The organism is Micromonospora sp. NPDC048999 (genome assembly GCF_040649295.1).
GTDB lineage: Bacteria > Actinomycetota > Actinomycetes > Mycobacteriales > Micromonosporaceae > Micromonospora.
On sequence record NZ_JBEZFI010000043.1, the window covers coordinates 1 to 17,279 of the forward strand.

Below are 17,279 nucleotides of genomic sequence, written 5' to 3' on the forward strand. Positions count from 1 at the left end.
GCGGTGACCTTGGCCGTTTCCTTGCACCCCCCGGGCACGGTTTTGTCTCACCTAACCCTCCCGCCCCCCCCCCGCGCGGGGGGGGGGGGGGCCCGCCCCCCCCCGGCCACCGGCGGTACGTGGGCGATCAGCTCGCGGTGCAGGTCACCGCGGGGGCGTTGTTGGTGCTGTTCGCGGCGCCGAGGAAGCCGAAGCTGGTGCTGGCCCCGGCACCGAGCTTGCCGTTGTAGTCGACGTTTCGGGCGGTGTACGCCGAGCCGCTGTTGGTGACCGTGGCGTTCCAGACCTGGGTGATCGTCTGGCCGTTGGCGAAGGTCCACTTCGCCGTCCAGCCGTTGATCGCCGACGAGCCGGCCTTCACCGTGATCTCGGCCTGGAAGCCGCCCGGCCACGAGTTGGTGATCACGTAGCTCGCCGTGCAGCCGCCGGCCGGCGGGGTGGTCGGCGGGGCCGTCGTGGGCGGGGCCGTGGTCGGCGGGGCGGTCGTGGGCGGCGTGGTCGTGGGCGGGGCCGTGGTGGGCGGGGTGGTACCGGAGTAGACCGACGCCTCCTTGGCGGTCGACTTGATGCCGTTGGCCCCGTTGAAGATCCGCTGGCCCCAGCTGGTCAGGCTGTTCGGGTTGAAGTTGTTGGTCATGTCCAGGTACTCGACGCCGCCGCCGTTGCCGCTCCATGACCAGCCCAGGTAGCCGATGCCGTTGGCCTGGCTGTACGACATGATGGAGTCCGCGTCGGGGACACCGTCCGAGTGGAGGTTCCCGAACTCACCGACCAGGATGGGCAGCTTGGCGGTGCGGAACCGGCCCAGGTAGTCGGACACCTTGGCGGCGGTGTCGAAGACGCCGTACATGTGGATCGAGAAGATCGTGTTCTTCGCCGGGTCGGCGTTGAAGACCGTGGCCGCATTGTCACGCATGGTGAAGGACCAGTCCTGACCCCAGTTCGGCCCGTCGACCATGATGGTGTGGGTGAGGCCGCCGGTGCGCAGCCGCTTGATCGCGTTGCCGGTGTCAGTGGCCCAGGTGCCGTAGTTCTGATTGCCGTACGGCTCGTTGCCGATGTTGACGATGACGTACTTCTCCTGGCCCTGCAGGGCGCTGGCGATGCTCAGCCAGTAGGTGACCGCCCGGTCCAGGGTGATCGCGCCGCTCTGCTCGCCGTACCCGGTGGTGTCGTGCACCTCCAGGACGCAGATCAGCTTGTTGGCCTTGCACAGCGAAATGACGTTGGCGACGTCGGCGGTGTCGTTCTTGGCCCAGCGGTCGCCGCTGGCCAGCACCACCCGCACCGTGTTCGCGCCGAGCGCCTTGATGTTGGCGAACGAACTGGTCTGCTGCTGGTACCAGGTGTGCGCGTGGTTGACCCCGCGCATGATGAACTCGTTGCCGTTGGCGTCGTAGAGCTTGCCGTTCGAGACGGAGAAGCCGGCGGCGGCGTGCGCCGGCTGCCCGAAGGCGAAGACGGCGGCGAAAACCGCCAGCAGGGCGGCGCCCGCGGCGGAAAGCAGTTTCTTCATGGCTGTCCTCAGGGAGGTTTCCCCGTGCCCAGATCGGGGTGCGGTGGTGATGACAAGGCGGCTGAGCCCGACAGCCACCGTCCGACTCCCGGCGGACGCAGGCATCAGCGTAGGGCGATGAAACACCGAAGGCAACCGGTTAAGTTTGTCGATCACTTGACGCGGCGGCCGTGGCGGCCCATGTCGCCATGAGCCGCCACGAGGGCGGTCATCCCACCACAGGACTTCGCGCCACCCCGGCCTGAACCGGTTAAGGCCGGACTGTAGGCACCATCCCGCCCAGCGTCTAGGTGTCCCCCGCACGCGAACCAGGCCCCCGCGAGGCAGGGGCCTGGTCGTTGATGGTCCTCCAAGCGCAAGCCGAGGAACCCCGAGACGGGCGCCGAGGCGGATCCCGTCACCGGCAGTCCGTCCTCAGTTCCAATTCTCCTGGCACCGGAAGTATCGGCTCGACCTGGTGGAGCCGGTGCCGTCGTGCACCACCACCTCGACAGTCAGCCAGCTGTCGACTCGGCACCAGTTCATCAAATCATTGGACCCGGTCTGCACCAACCAGCCGTTCTCATACCAGTCGATGTAAACGGGAGAAACGCCGCCGCTGTATCCGACGGAGCAGTAGTAGGTCGCCGCGCCGGATTCGCAATTGTGCCATGCGATCGCCGGGGCGGCAGCGGCCGGCGTTGCGGGTACGAGCGTGACAGCTACGACGGCGAGCGCTGCGGCAGAGAGGGCAGCGAGTCGCCTCACGAAATGGGACAACAACGCGTTTCTCCTAGCAATTAGCAGGATGGCAGCCGGCTTGCCAAATGATGAATGCATCGTATGCAGCGTCGTCTCAGACAGCAACGAGCTTCAATCGCGATTGATGCACGAACTGCCATTTATGCGCCATCGCGCCGAATGGCAGATACCACAGACACCAGGGTTGATCGCCGCACTCCTGGGTATCCGGGGACGATCCGGCCGGAAGGAGAGACGCCATGGTCAACGTCGGCTACACCCTCATGTGCGAGCAGTCCGGTCCGAAGGAACTGGTCGACCATGCCGTACGCGCCGAGGCCGCCGGCTTCGACCACCTGGTCATGTCCGACCACTACTACCCGTGGCTCGACGCGCAGGGCCACTCCCCGTACGCCTGGTCGGTGCTCGGCGCGGTCGCCCACGCCACCGGCCGGGTCGGGCTGATGTCGTTCGTGACCTGCCCGATCCGCCGCTACCACCCGGCGGTGGTAGCGCAGAAGGCCAGCACGATCGGGGTGCTCTCGGACGGCCGGTTCACCCTCGGCCTGGGCGCCGGGGAGAACCTCAACGAGCACGTGGTCGGCGGCTGGCCGCACGTGGAGCAGCGGCACGAGATGTTCGAGGAGGCGCTGCAGATCATCCGGCCGCTGCTCAACGGCGAGACGTTGACCTTCTCCGGCAACCACTATGACGTGCCCGACGCGTACGTCTGGGACCGGCCGGAGCGCCCGGTGCGGATGGCCGTCGCCGCGTCCGGCCGGCAGTCGGCCACCCTCGCCGCCGAGTACGCCGACGGGATGATCGCCACCGAGCCACTGCCGCGGCTGATCGAGATGTACGAGCAGGCCGGCGGCGCGGGCCGACCCCGCTACGGGCAGGTGGCGATCTGCTACGGCCCGGACGAGGCGGAGTGCCGCCGGATCGTGCACGACCAGTTCCGCTGGTTCGGCCTGGGCTGGAAGGTCAACGCCAACCTGCCCGACCCGGCCGCGTTCGCCGGGGCCACCCAGTTCGTCCGCGAGGAGGACGTGGCTGAGAGCATCTCCTGCGGGCCGGACGTGGACCGGCACGTCGAGGCGTTCAGGAAGTACGTCGACGCCGGGTTCACCTATGTGGCGCTGCTGCAGGTCGGTGGTGACAGCCAGCCGATGTTCCTGGACTGGGCGCAGGAGGAGTTGCTGCCCCGGCTGCGTGCGCTGTGACCCGCCGGCCTGGGAAGGTGGGTCCATGCGTATCGGGAACGTCGAGATCCGCCCCCTCGGTGGCGGGGCCGGCTGCCTGCTGATGATCCTGCTGTCGATTCTCGCCTCGGTGGTGCTCACCCTGCTGGTGAACTGGGTTTTGTGAACCACGGCCGGACAGGTCAGCCCGGCTCCAGCGCCAGGTCGGCGACGACCGGATAGTGGTCGGAGGCGGTGTCGGCGTCGCCGCCGCGGACCACCCGGACCGCGCGGGTCAGCGCGGCCAGCTCCGGGGTGGCGAGCAGGTAGTCCAGGCGCATCGGAGCGAACTCGGCCCCGCCGTGCCGGGTCGGCACGGTCGGCCCGTCCGGCTCGCCGCCGCCGGTGTGCCGCCAGAGGTCGACCAGGCCGGCGTCGAGCAGGCGGGACACCGCGCGGGTGTCGACGGTACGGCCGTCGCGGCGCAGGTGCCGCCGCCGGTAGAGGGGGGACAGGCCGGCCAGCCGCGCGGTGTGGTCGACGGCCGGGTCGAGCGTGTTCAGGTCCCCGGCGAGCAGGGCCAGCCGGCCCCCGGCGCGCCGGATCGCCGCCGCGAGCCAGTCCGCCTCCATCCGCCGCCGCCCACCGGACCACGGGTTCAGGTGGCTGCTGAACACGGTCAACGGGCCGACCCCGGTGGCCACCTGGATCTGGGCGGTGGCGTGGTGGAAAGGGCGGCGCACCCGGCCGGCGTGGAGCACCCGCAGCGGCGCGCGGACCAGCACCGCGACCGGCTGCCCGAACCAGGAGCGGGCCAGGTGGGGCGTCATGCCCAGCCGGCCGGCCAGCTCCGCCATCCGGCCGGCGCGGTCGAGGCCCCGCAGCTCCTGCAGGGCCAGCACGTCGGGGCGCTGCGTGGCGACGACCGAGACGATCCGGTCCCACCGGTCGGTCCCGTCGCGGTCCCGTCCGCCGGTCAGGATGTTCCAGGTCATGACCCGCAGCATCGGCGTTCCCTCAATCCGTGTGGCCGGGCGCGTCAGGCCGCCGTACGCAGCGCCGCCTCCACCCGGCGGCGCAGGTCGTCGAGGTCGGCGCCGGCCTCGGCGAGCACCAGCGCGCCCAGGCCGTTTCCTTCCTGAAGCAGGCCGAGCAGGATGTGCTCGGTGCCGATGTGATGGTGGCGCAGCCGGATCGCCTCGCGCAGGGAGAGTTCGAGCACCTTCTTCGCCCGGGGCGAGAAGCGGCCGTCTTGGCGGCGGGCCCAGCGGCGGCGCGGGGCGGGTGCCGCCTCGCGCAACGCGTCGGGGCCGAAGGACTGCTCGATCCGCGCGACGATCGCCGTGAGGTCGATGCCGATCTCGCGCAGCGCCGCGGCGTCGGCCTCGCCGAGACCGTCGACGCCGGACGCGAGGTGCCGGGCCACCGCGGCGCGTAGGGCCTCGGCGCGGATGCCGGACGCAGTCAGCACCCGGACGGCCAGGTTGTCGTCGTCGGCGAGGACGCCGAGCAGCAGGTGCTCGGTGCCGACCGGGTGTCGGCCCTCGGCGCGGGCCTCGTCGACCGCGTGGCGCACCACCGCTCGGGCCCGGTCGGTGAACCGTTCGAACATCACGCCTCCCAGCTTCCTCGGACCGCCGGTCGCCCGGCGTGCTTCTTGTGGACCGCCTGCCGGCTGACCTCGAGCGCGTCGGCGATCTCCTGCCAGGACCAGCCCTGACGTCGGGCGTTGTCCACCTGGACCACCTCCAGCCGCTCAAGCAGCCGGCGCAGGGCGAGGACCGCCCGGAGCCCGACCTTCGGGTCGGTGCTGCCGGCGGCCGCCGCGAGTTCCGTCGCCTGACTCATAATGTCAACATAGGTTGACAGTCGGGGTTTGTCAACCATGGTTGACAAGGCCGTTCTGGCCGACCCGACACGGCGGCGACCCGCCGGTGGCGTACCCCGGCCGGTGTTACCGTCCGCTGGTGTTCCGCCGCCGCTCGCCGGACCAACCCGTCGACCCCGCCCACCGGCTGGTCGTCGGGCGGCTCACCCTGGAGATCGCCGGGGGCAGCGTGGTCGGGCACCACTATTCGGAGAACTTCGACGTTCTGCACGTCGACCCGGCGCTGCCGCTCGCCGTGGTCATCGACGGCATGGGCGACGGGGAGGGCAGCCGGGTCGCCGGCGCCACCGCGATGCGCACGTTCGTGGCACAGGTCCGCGCCGGCTGGCCGGCCGTCGGCGCGCACGAGCTGCACGCCGCCACCGCCCAGACCCAGCTGCGGGTACGCCAGGCCGGGGCGGAACTGGCCGGGCTGACCGGCTGCGCGCTGACCGCCCTGGTCGCCGACCCCGACGGCGGGCAGGGCTGGTTGGTCCAGCTCGGCGACTCGCGGGCCTACCGGCTGCGCGACGGGTTGCTGGAGCTGATGACGGTCGACCACACCATGGCCTGGCTCGGGGTGCTGCACGGCTGGTGGCCGGCGACCTCACCAGAGGCGGACCGGGCCCGCTACCAACTGCTGCGCTATGTCGGCCATCCGGACAAGCCCGAGCCGGACGTGCTGGCCGTGCCGCTGCGCACCGGGGACACCTGGCTGCTCTGCACCGACGGGGTGAGCGACCAGCTCGGCTACCACCGGCTACGGGACCTGCTGGCCGCTCGGCGGGAACCGGCGCGGACGGTCGGCGCCCTTCTCTCCGCCACGCTGGACGAGGGCGGCGACGACAACGCCACCGCCGTGGTGGTCCGCGTGCACCCCACCGTCCCCACCCCCCGCTGAGCGGAGAGCCGGGGTTCGGCTGTCTCGGCCCGCAGCCGACACGCTCCCGACTACGGTGGGTGAGGAGAGCACGGTCGGGAGGTGAGGCGGGATGGCCACGCCCACCAACGACGCGGTGGTGGTCGGCGTCGGCGGCTCCGAGGAGGACCTCCAGGTGGTCCGCGCGGCCGCCCGGGAGGCCGCCGCGCACGACCGTCCACTGCACCTGCTGCACGCCTTCAACTGGACGGCGGCCCTGGCAGAGCCCTCGGTGGCCGGGCCGCGCGACGCCGCCGAGGATCTGCTGGAACGCGCCGAACGGGCAGCCGCCGAGGTCGACCCGGCCATACCGGTGCAGGGTGAGATCGTCGAGGGTTCACCGGTCGAGGCGCTGCTCCGGGCCGCCGAATCGGCGTACCTGGTGGCCCTCGGCGACGGCGGAATAGCCACCTGCCCGACCTGCGTACCGTCCGACGCCCCGGCAGTGCAGGTCGCCGCCCGCGCCGGCTGCCCGGTGCTGGTGGGCCGGGCCGAGCCGCCGCCGCAGGGGCCGCTGCTGGTAGGCGTGGACGGCTCGAAGGCGGGTGACGACGCCCTCGGCTACGCCTTCGACTGCGCGGACCGTCGCGGGGCGCGGCTGCTCGCGATCCGGGTCATCGAGCCCGGCCGCCCGGACGACAACGGCGACCTGCTCGCCGAGGCGGTGGCCCGGTACGCCGCCCAGCACCCCACGGTGGCCGCCGAGTGTCACACGCTGCGCGGCGATCCGGGCAACGTCCTCGTCGAACAGTCCCGCTCGGCACAGCTCGCGGTGGTCGCGGCTCGGGGCGAGGAACCACAGCGGGGCATGCTGGGCGCGGTCAGTCAGACGCTGCTCTATCACTCGCCGGCACCGGTGATCGTCGTCCGTGGACTCGGGCCCGAAATCGGGGAGAGGTCATGACGCCCGTACGTCCCGGGACCAACGACCCTGACCTGACCCATGGCGACGGGGAGAGCCTGGACGGGACCGGACGGATGTCCGCCTTCGGGTGGCAGAAGTCCCCGAGCCACGAGAGGCTACTGCAGCATGGACACCGCTCTCGACCTGCACAGCCCGCTGACCGAAGACGAGTTGCGCCGGCTTGACGCCTACTGGCGGGCGGCCAACTACCTCACCGTCGGGCAGATCTACCTGCTCGCCAACCCGCTGCTGCGCGAGCCGCTGAAGCCGGAGCACGTCAAGCCGCGGCTGCTGGGGCACTGGGGCACCAGTCCCGGCCTCAACCTGATCTACGCACACCTCAACCGGGTCATCGTCGACCGGGATCTGTCCGCCATCTTCGTCACCGGCCCCGGCCACGGTGGCCCCGCCCTGGTGGCGAACACCTGGCTGGAGGGCACGTACAGCGAGCTGTACCACTCGGTGGGCCGGGACGAGACCGGCATGGCCCGGCTGTTCCGCCAGTTCTCGTTCCCCGGCGGCATTCCCAGCCACGTGGCGCCGGAGGTGCCCGGCTCGATCCACGAGGGCGGTGAGCTGGGCTACTCGCTCAGCCACGCGTACGGTGCCGCGTTCGACAACCCGGACCTGCTGGTCGCCTGCGTGGTCGGGGACGGCGAGGCGGAGACCGGCCCGCTGTCCGGGAGCTGGCTGTCCAACGTCTTTCTCAACCCGGCCCGGGACGGGGCGGTGCTGCCCATCCTGCACCTCAACGGCTACAAGATCGCCAACCCCACGGTGCTGGACCGGATCCCCGCCGAGGAGCTGCTCGAACTGATGCGCGGTTACGGCTACCAGCCGTACGTCGTCGAGGGCAACGACCCGACCAGGGTGCACCAGAGCCTCGCCGCGACCCTGGACCGGGCGGTCGACGAGATCGCCGAGATCCAGCGCCGGGCCCGCTCCGGCGGTCCCGTCGAGCGCCCCCGCTGGCCCATGATCATCCTGCGTACGCCGAAGGGCTGGACCGGCCCCGGGCAGGTCGACGGCAAGCAGGTCGAGGGCACCTATCGCGCCCACCAGGTGCCCATCGACCAGGTACGGACCAATCCCGAGCACCTGGCCGAGCTGGAGCGCTGGCTGCGCAGCTACCGGCCGGAGGAACTTTTCGACGCCACCGGCGGCCCGGTCGCCGAACTGACCGCCCTGCCGCCTCGGGGCGACCGGCGGATGAGCGCCAACCCGGTGGCCAACGGCGGGCGGCTGCTGCGCGACCTGGAACTGCCCGACTTCCGCGACTACGCGGTCGACGTGCAGCGGCCGGGGGAGCCGATCGTCGGTGCGGCCGGCGCGCTGGGCCCCTGGGTCCGCGACGTGATCAGCCGAAACCCGCAGACCTTCCGGCTCTTCGGGCCCGACGAGGTCGCCTCCAACCGGCTCGGCGCCGCCTTCGAGGTCACCGACCGGGCGTTCGTCGGCGACACGGTCCCCGGCGACGACCACCTCTCCCCCAACGGCCGGGTGATGGAGGTGCTGTCCGAGCACCTGTGCCAGGGCTGGCTGGAGGGCTACCTGCTGACCGGCCGGCACGGCATCTTCACCAGCTACGAGGCGTTCATCCACATCGTCGACTCGATGGTCAACCAGCACGCCAAGTGGCTCAAGGTGACCCGGAACATCCCGTGGCGGGCGCCGGTGGCCTCGCTGAACTACCTGCTGTCCAGCCACGTCTGGCGGCAGGACCACAACGGCTTCTCGCACCAGGACCCGGGCTTCATCGACCACGTGGTGAACAAGAAGGCCGAGGTGGTTCGGGTCTACCTGCCGCCGGACGCCAACACCCTGCTCTCCACCATGGACCACTGCCTGCGCAGCCGGCACTACATCAACGTGGTGGTGGCCGGAAAGCAGCCGGCGCCGAACTGGCTGACCATGGACGAGGCGATTCAGCACTGCCGGCGCGGCCTGGGCATCTGGGACTGGGCCAGCAGCGACGACGGCAGCGAACCGGACGTGGTGCTGGCCTGCGCCGGTGACGTGCCGACGCTGGAGACCCTGGCCGCGGCCGACCTGCTGCGTCAGCACCTGCCCGAGCTGAAGGTCCGGGTGGTCAACGTGGTCGACCTGATGCGCCTGCAGCCGCCGTCGGAGCACCCGCACGGCCTGCCGGACAACGAGTTCGACACCATCTTCACCCGCGACCGGCCGATCATCTTCGCGTACCACGGCTATCCGTGGCTGATCCACCGGCTCACCTACCGGCGGACCAACCACGACAACCTGCACGTGCGCGGCTACAAGGAGGAGGGCACCACCACCACGCCGTTCGACATGGTGATGCTCAACGACCTGGACCGGTTCCACCTGGTCATCGACGTCATCGACCGGGTGCCCGGGCTCGCCTCGCGGGCCGCGCACCTGCGCCAGGAGATGATCGACACCCGGCAGTCCTGCCGCGACCACACCCGCGAATACGGCGAGGACGACCCCCGGGTCGCCGAGTGGCGGTGGATCCGGGAGACCGAGCAGGGGCTGGAGAGCGGAAGGTGAGCGCGGTGAGTTCCGACGAGATCCTGGTCGGTTACGACGGCTCCGCCGACGCCACGGTGGCCCTGAACTGGGCGCTGGACGAGGCGGACCGCTCGGGCCGCCCGGTCCGGCTGGCGTACGTCTTCGAGTGGCTGACGGTTGCCGGCTGGGTCGGTCCCGGCGTGGCGGCCGGGGCCGTGCCGGACGACACCGCCCGCCGGCAGGTCGAGGAGCTGGTCCGATCGGCGGCGGCGAAGGCCGCCGCCGACCGGCCCGGCCGCACCGTGCACGGCGAGGTCTACGACGGCCCGCCCGCCATGGTGCTGCAGGAACGCTCGGCCCAGGCGGGGATGCTGGTGCTCGGCAGCCGGGGGCACGGCGGGTTCGGCGGCCTGCTCGCCGGCTCCACCGCGGTCTCCGTGACCGCCCACGCCCACTGCCCGGTCGTGGTGGTACGCGAGGGGCAGACGGCTGCCTCCGGGCCGGTGGCGGTCGGCGTGGACGGCTCCGAATCCTCCCTGCTTGCCCTCGGCTTCGCCGTCGAGCGGGCGGCCCAGTGGGATGTCCCGGTACGGGTGCTGCGGGCCTGGGGGCCACCCGGTGACCGGTGGGTGCCCGGCTTCGACGCGCAGGAGGCCGCCGCCACCGAACGGGCGGCGGTCGAGCAGGAGCTGGCCCAGTGGCGGAAGACCTTTCCGGACGTGCCGGTCGAGCTTCGGGTGACCCCGGCCAACCCGGCCGCGCTGCTGGTCGAGGCGAGCCGCGAGGCACGGCTGGTGGTGGTCGGCAGCCGGGGCCGGGGCGGGTTGCGCGGCATGCTGCTCGGCTCGGTCAGCCAGCAACTCATCCACCACTCGCGATGCCCGGTGGCGGTGGTCCGGGAACGCTGACATTTGCCAAAATCTACGGCCATGACACATGTGAAGGTTTCTCGGCGCGGCCTGTTCGCCGCCGGCGCTCTCGGGGCGGCCACGTCCACGACCGCCATCGCGAATCTTGCCTCGGACGCGCCGCTGTCGCCCGCCAGCAAAGGGAAACCGATGATCGGCCCTTCCTTTGCGTCGGGGTGGCGGGACGTCTCCAGCATCGTCACGTCGATGCAGGCCGGGCACGGGTGGACCACCACCGGCACCATCGGCGGCGCCAACCTCAACGACAGCGCGGTCTTCGTCCGTGGCAGCCAGTCGGCGTCGATCACGACCAACGGGGCGGGCGCCACGGCAACCCTGCGCCGGTTCGGCCTGCCGGCGATCAACCTGACCGGCAAGGCGTTGCGGCTGCTGCTGCGGGTGGACAACTACACCCAGGTGAACACCCTCAACTTCATGGTCGGCACGTCCAGCTTGGTGAACAACTTCAAATGGCGTTTCAACGCCAACACCAGCTCGTCGCAGATCGGCATGGCCGGCGACTGGGTTGCGGTGACCCTCCACTGGTCAGAGATCAACACCGCTGCGGGCGCCTACACCCTGTCGCCGACCGGTGCGCCGAGCACCACGAGCGGGTTCACGGACCTGCAGATCCAGGTGGCCGACAAGGGCACGGGCCCGGTCTCCCTGTGGCTGCAAGCGGTCGAGATCATCGACTCGGCGGTGTCGACCTGGCCGAAAGGCATCATCTCCATCACCTTCGACGATTCCAACGACTCCGCCCGGCTGGCCATGCGGAAGATGGACACGCTGGGCTTCCGGGGCACGCAGTACACGATCGCGGACGCGATCGGAACCCCGGACATGCTCACCCTTGCCGAGCTGCGGTCATTGCAGGCCATGTCCGGCTGGGAGATCGCCGGGCACTCGTACACGTCGTTGGCGCACGCCACCCGTTATCCGAACCTGACGGCGCAGCAGGTCGACGACGACGCCCGCAGCCTGAAGGAATGGCTGGTCAGCAACGGCTTCCACGGTGACAGCTTCGCGTACCCGGGCGGCCGGTACGAGAACACCGTCGACGGGGTGCCCGTCGACCAACTGGTGGCCCGCTACTTCGGCTCGGCGCGGACGATCCTGTCCGAGGTAGGGGTGTCGACGCACGTGGCGCTCGACGCGATTCCGGCGGCGATGCCGTACCGGATGCGCGCCCTGTCCTCGGTCAGCTCCCTGTCGCCCGGGCCGAACAACCCCACCAAACTGACTGCGACGGGCGGAATGCTCGACAAGGTGGCAAGCAACGGCGGCTGGCTCAACCTGGTCTTCCACCAGATCGTGACCGGTGCGCCCACCGACCCGGCCGAGATCACCCAAACCGACTTCAACCTGATCATGGACGCCATCGCCGCCCGGGAAATCCCCGTCATCCCGGTGAGCGACGTCGTTCGCAGGGCAGGTGTCTGACCTCCGTCCCCGTCACCGGCCGGACGCGGCCTGCTCCTCCCCCGGGCTGAGCGAGAAGTAGTCCTCCTCTTCCTGTGCCAGGTGCAGCCGCAGCACCGCGTCCAGGCCGTACAGGGCGGCGAGCAGGTCGGGTATCTCGTCGTGGCGCAGCCGGCCGTCCAGGTGCTGGGACAGGTGGCCGCCGATCCGGTCCACCAGCCGGCCGATCTCCACGTGTCCCCGGCTCATCGTCGAGGTCGCCTCGTCGCTGCCGAGCAGCCCCGCGAGCACCGGATAGAGCTGCCGCTCCTCGGCCGCCTCGTGCGGCAGCACCTCGTCAACCAGCCGGCGGTGCACCTCCCGTAGCGCCGGTACGCACTCCGGCGCGTCCGGGCGGGTCGCCACCAGGTCGGCGGTGTCGCGCAGCCGGTCCAGCACGTCGCGTACGCCCCGGTGCTCGCCCGCGTACCGGTCGAGCAGTTCCCGGATCTCCGGCGGGACGTCCTGGCGGCGCAGACCGCCCCGCAGGGCACGCAGCGCGTTGGCGATCACCAGCACGTCGATGCCCTCCTGGAGGAACGCGCCGGCGACCGGGGGCAGCCCGCCAGCGGCGGCCGCCACCATCGCCACGACGGCCAGGCCCATCCCGACGGTGGCGCTCTGCACCGCGATGCGGCGGACGTACCGGGCGATCTCGACGGCGTCGGCGAGCCGGTCCAGCCGGTCCACGGTGAGCACCGCGTCCGCCACGTCGGCGGAGGCGGTCGCCCCGGTGGCGCCCATCGCCACCCCGACGTGCGCCTCGGCCAGCGCCGGCGCGTCGTTGACGCCGTCGCCGACCATCACGGTCACCGCCCGACCGGATTCCGCTTTCACCCGCTCGACCTTCTCCTGCGGCGAGCATTCGGCGATCACGTCGTCCACGCCGACGGTCTGCGCGACGTGCCGGGCGGTACGCGGCCGGTCGCCGGTCACCATGACCAGGCGGTTCAGCCCGCTCTCGCGGAGCCGCCGCACGGTGCGCCGGGCGTCGGGGCGTACCGGATCCTCCAGCATGATCGCGCCGAGCGGGGCGCGATCATCGCTGACCCAGACGGTGGACCGGCCGGCCAGCTCGGCGCGCTCGCGTACCCGGCGCGCCCACTCGGGGGGCTCACCGGAGAGCTGGCCCACCCGGACCAGACGGCCGTCCACCCGGCCGGTCACCCCGCGCCCCGGCTCCTCCGTGACGTCCGTCGGCTCCTGCAGGCGCAGCCCCTGCGCGCGGGCCTGCCGAACCAGGGCGGCGGCCAGCACGTGCGGGGAGAGCTGCTCGACGGAGGCGGCCAGCCGCAGCACCTCGTCCCGGTCGCCGCCGGGCGGGACCACGGTCTCGGCGGCGCGCGGCCGGCCGGCGGTGAGCGTCCCGGTCTTGTCCATCAGCAGGGTACGGGCGCGGCCGAGCTGCTCCAGCGAACCGCCGTCGCGGACCAGCACCCCACGCCGGGCCACCCGGGACAGCCCGGAGACGATGGCGATCGGGGTGGCCAGCAGCAGCGGGCAGGGGGTGGCCACCACCAGCACCGCCACCGCGCGCAGGAACTGGCCGGACAGGGCCCAGGCCACCCCGGCCACCAGCAGGGTGAACGGCACGAACGCGGCGGCGTACCGGTCGGCGAGGCGGACCATCGGGGCCTTGCGCGCGGTGGCCTCCTGGGCGAGCCGGACGATTCCGGCGTACGTGCTCTCCGCCGCGCTCCTGCCGGCCCGCAGCCCGAACCCGGCGCCGGCGTTGACCGCGCCGCTGGCCACCTGCTCGCCCGCGGCGCGGGTGACCAACTGCGACTCGCCGGTGACCACCGACTCGTCCAACGTCGCGGGTTCCTCGACGGTCCCGTCGACCGGCACCACGTCGCCGGGGCCGACCACCAGCCGGTCCCCCACCGCCACCTGCTCCGACGGCACCACCTCGAGGCCCCCGTCGGGGGTACGCCGGCGGGCCCGGCGCGGGGCGCGTTCCAGCAGCGCGCGCAGGTCGCGGCTGGCCCGCTGCTCGGCGTAGTCCTCCAACGCCTGCCCGGTGGCGACCATCACGGCGATCACCGCGCCGGCCAGGTACTGCCGGACCAGCAGCGTGCCGACCAGCGCCAGCACGGCGATCACGTCCACCCCGAACTGCCGGCGCCACAACTGCCGCGCCATCGTCCACGCGGCCGGCAGCAGCGCCACTACGGTCACCGCCGCCCAGACCAGCTGGGCCGCGCCGTGCAGCCCGGCGAGCCACAACCCGGCGCCGACCAGCACGGCCAGGGTGAGCAGCGTCAGCGGGGCCCATTGCCGCCAGTCCAGTCGGCGCCGCCGCGCCGGCCGCTCGGATACGCACTCGCGCGGTTCCGCGTCCACGTGCGGATCGTCTCAGCGACGCGGGTGGCCGGACAGGGCAACCGGGGTATCCGGCGCAGGGGCGAACGGCCCGGATACGCGGGAGGGGCGGGCCGTGCGACCGCCCGCCGGATGGCAGAGGATGGAGCGGCAACGCCGCCCGGGCCCGGCCGGGGTGGGGCACGATGAGGAAAACGGAAAGGTCGTGAGGATGAGCCACGAGACGTCGGCTACCGACCCGGCGCTGGCCACCGCGCTCACCGAGGCCGCCGCGACATCCGGTCGGGCGCCCTCGGTGCACAACACCCAGCCGTGGCGCTGGAAGGTCCTCCCCGACGCGCTGGAGCTGCGGATGGTGCGGGATCCCCGGCTCGCCGCCACCGACCCGGAGGGCCAGCTGGTGACGCTGAGCTGCGGCGCGGCGCTGCACCACGCGTGCGTGGCGCTGGCCGCCGGGGGCTGGACGGCGGTGGTGGAGCGGCTGCCCGACCCGAAGCAGCCGGAGCTGCTCGCCCGGCTCACCGGGTTCCGGCACACCGGGGCGGACCCGGACGCGATGCGCCTCGTGCAGTGCATGCAGGTGCGGCACACCGACCGCCGGCCGGTGAGCGACGAGCCGGTGCCGGCTGCGACGCTCGACGAGATCGTCGAGGCGGCCCGCGCGGACGGGGTGCGACTCCAGGTGCTCAACTCGGACCAGGTGATGGATCTGGCCGCCGCGGCGTCGCAGGCCGCCACGGTCACGTCCGAGGACCCGCAAACGCGCGAGGAGCTGGAGTACTGGACCAGCCGGGCCGACACCGGCACCGGGCTGCCGCCCGAGGTGCTGCCCGAGCAGGCCCCGCAGACCACCGTGCCGGGCCGGGATTTCGGCCGCCCCGGCACCCTGCCGGTCGGTCCCGGGCACGACCGGGCCGCCCGCTACGGGATCCTCTGGGGCATCGAGGACGAGCCGGACAACTGGCTGCGCGCCGGTGAGGCGCTTTCCTCCGCCTGGCTGGCCGCCACCCGGCTCGGGGTCTCCGTGGTGCCGCTCAGCGGTGTGGTGGAGGTGGAGGGCACCCGGCAGACCGTCCGGCGGCTGCTGGCCGGGCTCGGCTTCCCGTACCTTGCGCTGCGGCTGGGGCTCGCGGACCCGGCGCACGCGGGGCCACCGCACACCCCGCGGCTGCCCACCGAGGAGATCGTCGACACCTCCGCGGTACGCGCCGGCCACGCTTGACGGCTCGTAGCGCCGGCCGCCGGGCGATACCATCGCCCGGTGGCCAGCGCACCGAATCCCCGGAACGAACCCGCCACCCCCTCGCTGGGGCTGACCCCGCTGTCCCGGGTGCGCCTCGACGAGCTGCTCCAGGAGATGCTGGACCGGGTCGGTGAGGTGGTCACCAGCCGGGAGCGGCTGCGCGCCCTGCTCGACGCGGTGGTGGGCATCGGCACCGACCTCGACCTGCGCAGCACCCTGCAACGGATCGTGCAGTCGGCGTGCGAGCTGGTCGGCGCGAAGTACGGCGCGCTCGGGGTGATCGGCCCCGACCGGCTGCTGCACGACTTCATCGTCCACGGGATCGGGCCGGAGCTGCACGCCGAGATCGGCGAGCTGCCGCACGGCAGGGGCGTGCTCGGCCTGCTCATCGACCACCCCCGGCCCCTGCGCATGCCGGACATCACCCGGCACCCCAGGTCGTACGGCTTCCCGCCGAACCACCCGCCGATGCACAGCTTCCTCGGCGTGCCGGTCCGCATCCGCGACCACGTCTTCGGCAACCTCTACCTCGCCGAGAAGCAGGGCGCGGCCGAGTTCACCGAGGACGACGAGGAGATCGTGGTGGCGCTGGCCGCCGCGGCCGGCGTGGCGATCGAGAACGCCCGCCTCTACGCCCTCGCCCACCGGCGGGAACGCTGGCTGGCCGCCACCGCCGAGATCACCTCGGTGCTGCTCGGCGAGGTGCGGCGTACCGACGCGCTGACCCTGGTGGCCCGCCGGGCCCGGGAGGTCGCCGAGGCGGAGCTGGCGATGGTGCTGCTCTACGACGAGGACGAGGAGCAGTTCACCGTCGAGGTGGTCGACGGCGTCGACGAGGACGCCCGGGCGCTGGTCGGCGCGGTGCTGCCGGCCGCCGAGACCACCTTCGCCGGTTCGGTCACCGAGCGCCGCCACGACCTGCTGGGCAACCTCGCCGAGGCCGCCCCCTGGCCGCTACCGGTGGTCGCCGGCCCGGCGGTGGTCTCCCCGCTCGCCACGGCGGACACCCTGCACGGTGTCCTGGTGATCGCCCACCGCGCCGACCACGCCGCGGGCGGCGATGACGACGTCGCGCTGCTGAACAGCTTCGCCGGCCAGGCCGCGCTGGCCATGGAGCGAGCCCGCGGCCAGGAGGAGCGGGAGCTGCTGGCGGTCCTGGAGGACCGCGAGCGGATCGCCCGTGACCTGCACGACGTGGTGATCCAACGGCTCTTCGCCACCGGCCTGCAGTTGCAGAGCGCCGCGCCGATGAACGCCCGCCCCGAGGTGACCAAGCGGATCAACGCGGCCGTCGACGACCTGGACGCCACCATCCGGGACATCCGGCGGACCATCTTCGAGCTGCGCACGCCGATGAGCGCCGCGCTGCGGACCGAGATCCGTGAGGCGATCGAGGTGGCCGCCGAGTCGCTGGGCTACCGACCCCACCTGGACCTGATCGGCCCGATCGACAGCGCCGTCCCGGACGAGCTGCGTCCCGAGCTCACCGCCGTGCTGCGGGAGGCGCTGTCCAACGCGGTACGCCACGCGCAGGCCGACCGGGTGTCGGTGACGGTGCTGGTCGACGCCGGCTGGGTGACCGTGACGGTCACCGACGACGGGGTCGGCTGCGACCCGGAGGCGGCCCGCAGCGGCCTGGTGAACCTGCGCGAGCGGGCAGAACGCCTCGACGGTGACTTCGCGCTGAGCCGGGTGCGGCCGCACGGCACCGAGGTGCGCTGGAGCGTTCCGCTCCGCGACTGACAGCC

General features: G+C 72.2%; 13 protein-coding genes and 2 pseudogenes. 8 read left to right on the forward strand and 7 right to left on the reverse strand.

Annotated features, from left to right (window positions below; all coding sequences use genetic code 11):
• Positions 1-127 precede the first annotated feature (127 nt).
• Positions 128-1,516, reverse strand: a complete 1,389-nt coding sequence (locus AB0C02_RS28285) for a cellulase family glycosylhydrolase (RefSeq protein ID WP_357552037.1) — start codon at positions 1,514-1,516, stop codon at positions 128-130.
• Between the two features lie 414 nt (positions 1,517-1,930).
• Complete coding sequence (locus AB0C02_RS28290; protein ID WP_357552039.1) at positions 1,931-2,335, reverse strand: hypothetical protein; 405 nt, start codon at positions 2,333-2,335, stop codon at positions 1,931-1,933.
• Between the two features lie 161 nt (positions 2,336-2,496).
• Here AB0C02_RS28290 and AB0C02_RS28295 point away from each other — a divergent pair, with 161 nt between their 5' ends.
• Entirely contained in the window at positions 2,497-3,459 is a 963-nt protein-coding gene (locus AB0C02_RS28295) for a TIGR03557 family F420-dependent LLM class oxidoreductase (protein WP_357552041.1), read from the forward strand.
• 161 nt (positions 3,460-3,620) lie between these two features.
• On the opposite strand, the gene AB0C02_RS28300 is transcribed toward AB0C02_RS28295, so the two are convergent.
• The 4 genes and pseudogenes from AB0C02_RS28300 to AB0C02_RS28315 form a co-directional block, all read right to left on the reverse strand.
• Positions 3,621-4,424, reverse strand: a complete 804-nt coding sequence (locus AB0C02_RS28300; protein WP_357552043.1) for an endonuclease/exonuclease/phosphatase family protein — start codon at positions 4,422-4,424, stop codon at positions 3,621-3,623.
• 59 nt (positions 4,425-4,483) lie between these two features.
• Positions 4,484-4,660, reverse strand: a pseudogene (locus AB0C02_RS28305) (Clp protease N-terminal domain-containing protein); the annotation flags it as partial.
• A gap of 180 nt (positions 4,661-4,840) precedes the next feature.
• Positions 4,841-5,029 (reverse strand): annotated as a pseudogene (locus AB0C02_RS28310) (Clp protease N-terminal domain-containing protein); the annotation flags it as partial.
• Entirely contained in the window at positions 5,029-5,265 is a 237-nt protein-coding gene (locus AB0C02_RS28315; protein ID WP_089010418.1) for an HTH domain-containing protein, read from the reverse strand. The gene AB0C02_RS28315 and the pseudogene AB0C02_RS28310, both read right to left, overlap by 1 nt.
• Positions 5,266-5,384: 119 nt before the next feature.
• Between AB0C02_RS28315 and AB0C02_RS28320 the strand changes: the two genes are divergently transcribed.
• The 5 genes from AB0C02_RS28320 to AB0C02_RS28340 all read left to right on the forward strand — a co-directional run bounded on the left by AB0C02_RS28320 (position 5,385) and on the right by AB0C02_RS28340 (position 11,948).
• On the forward strand, positions 5,385-6,185 hold the full coding sequence (locus tag AB0C02_RS28320) for a PP2C family serine/threonine-protein phosphatase (protein WP_357552045.1): 801 nt from the start codon (positions 5,385-5,387) through the stop codon (positions 6,183-6,185).
• Positions 6,186-6,276: 91 nt separating this feature from the next.
• Positions 6,277-7,107: a universal stress protein gene (locus tag AB0C02_RS28325; protein ID WP_357552047.1), complete on the forward strand. Its 831-nt coding sequence runs from the start codon at positions 6,277-6,279 to the stop codon at positions 7,105-7,107.
• 126 nt (positions 7,108-7,233) lie between these two features.
• On the forward strand, positions 7,234-9,636 hold the full coding sequence (locus AB0C02_RS28330; RefSeq protein ID WP_357552048.1) for a phosphoketolase family protein: 2,403 nt from the start codon (positions 7,234-7,236) through the stop codon (positions 9,634-9,636).
• 5 nt (positions 9,637-9,641) lie between these two features.
• Complete coding sequence (locus AB0C02_RS28335) at positions 9,642-10,505, forward strand: universal stress protein (protein WP_357552049.1); 864 nt, start codon at positions 9,642-9,644, stop codon at positions 10,503-10,505.
• Between the two features lie 21 nt (positions 10,506-10,526).
• Positions 10,527-11,948, forward strand: a complete 1,422-nt coding sequence (locus AB0C02_RS28340; protein WP_357552051.1) for a polysaccharide deacetylase family protein — start codon at positions 10,527-10,529, stop codon at positions 11,946-11,948.
• Between the two features lie 12 nt (positions 11,949-11,960).
• Here the strand turns inward: AB0C02_RS28340 and AB0C02_RS28345 are convergent, their stop codons facing one another.
• On the reverse strand, positions 11,961-14,309 hold the full coding sequence (locus AB0C02_RS28345; RefSeq protein WP_357552053.1) for a heavy metal translocating P-type ATPase: 2,349 nt from the start codon (positions 14,307-14,309) through the stop codon (positions 11,961-11,963).
• 190 nt (positions 14,310-14,499) lie between these two features.
• Between AB0C02_RS28345 and AB0C02_RS28350 the strand changes: the two genes are divergently transcribed.
• Together AB0C02_RS28350 and AB0C02_RS28355 are read left to right on the forward strand one after the other, a co-directional pair.
• Positions 14,500-15,510 (forward strand): nitroreductase family protein, encoded by a 1,011-nt coding sequence (locus AB0C02_RS28350; protein ID WP_357552055.1) that lies wholly within the window; start codon positions 14,500-14,502, stop codon positions 15,508-15,510.
• 90 nt (positions 15,511-15,600) lie between these two features.
• Positions 15,601-17,274 carry a GAF domain-containing sensor histidine kinase gene (locus AB0C02_RS28355; RefSeq protein ID WP_357552099.1) on the forward strand — a complete coding sequence of 558 codons (1,674 nt, stop codon included), beginning with the start codon at positions 15,601-15,603 and terminating at the stop codon, positions 17,272-17,274.
• Positions 17,275-17,279 lie beyond the last annotated feature (5 nt).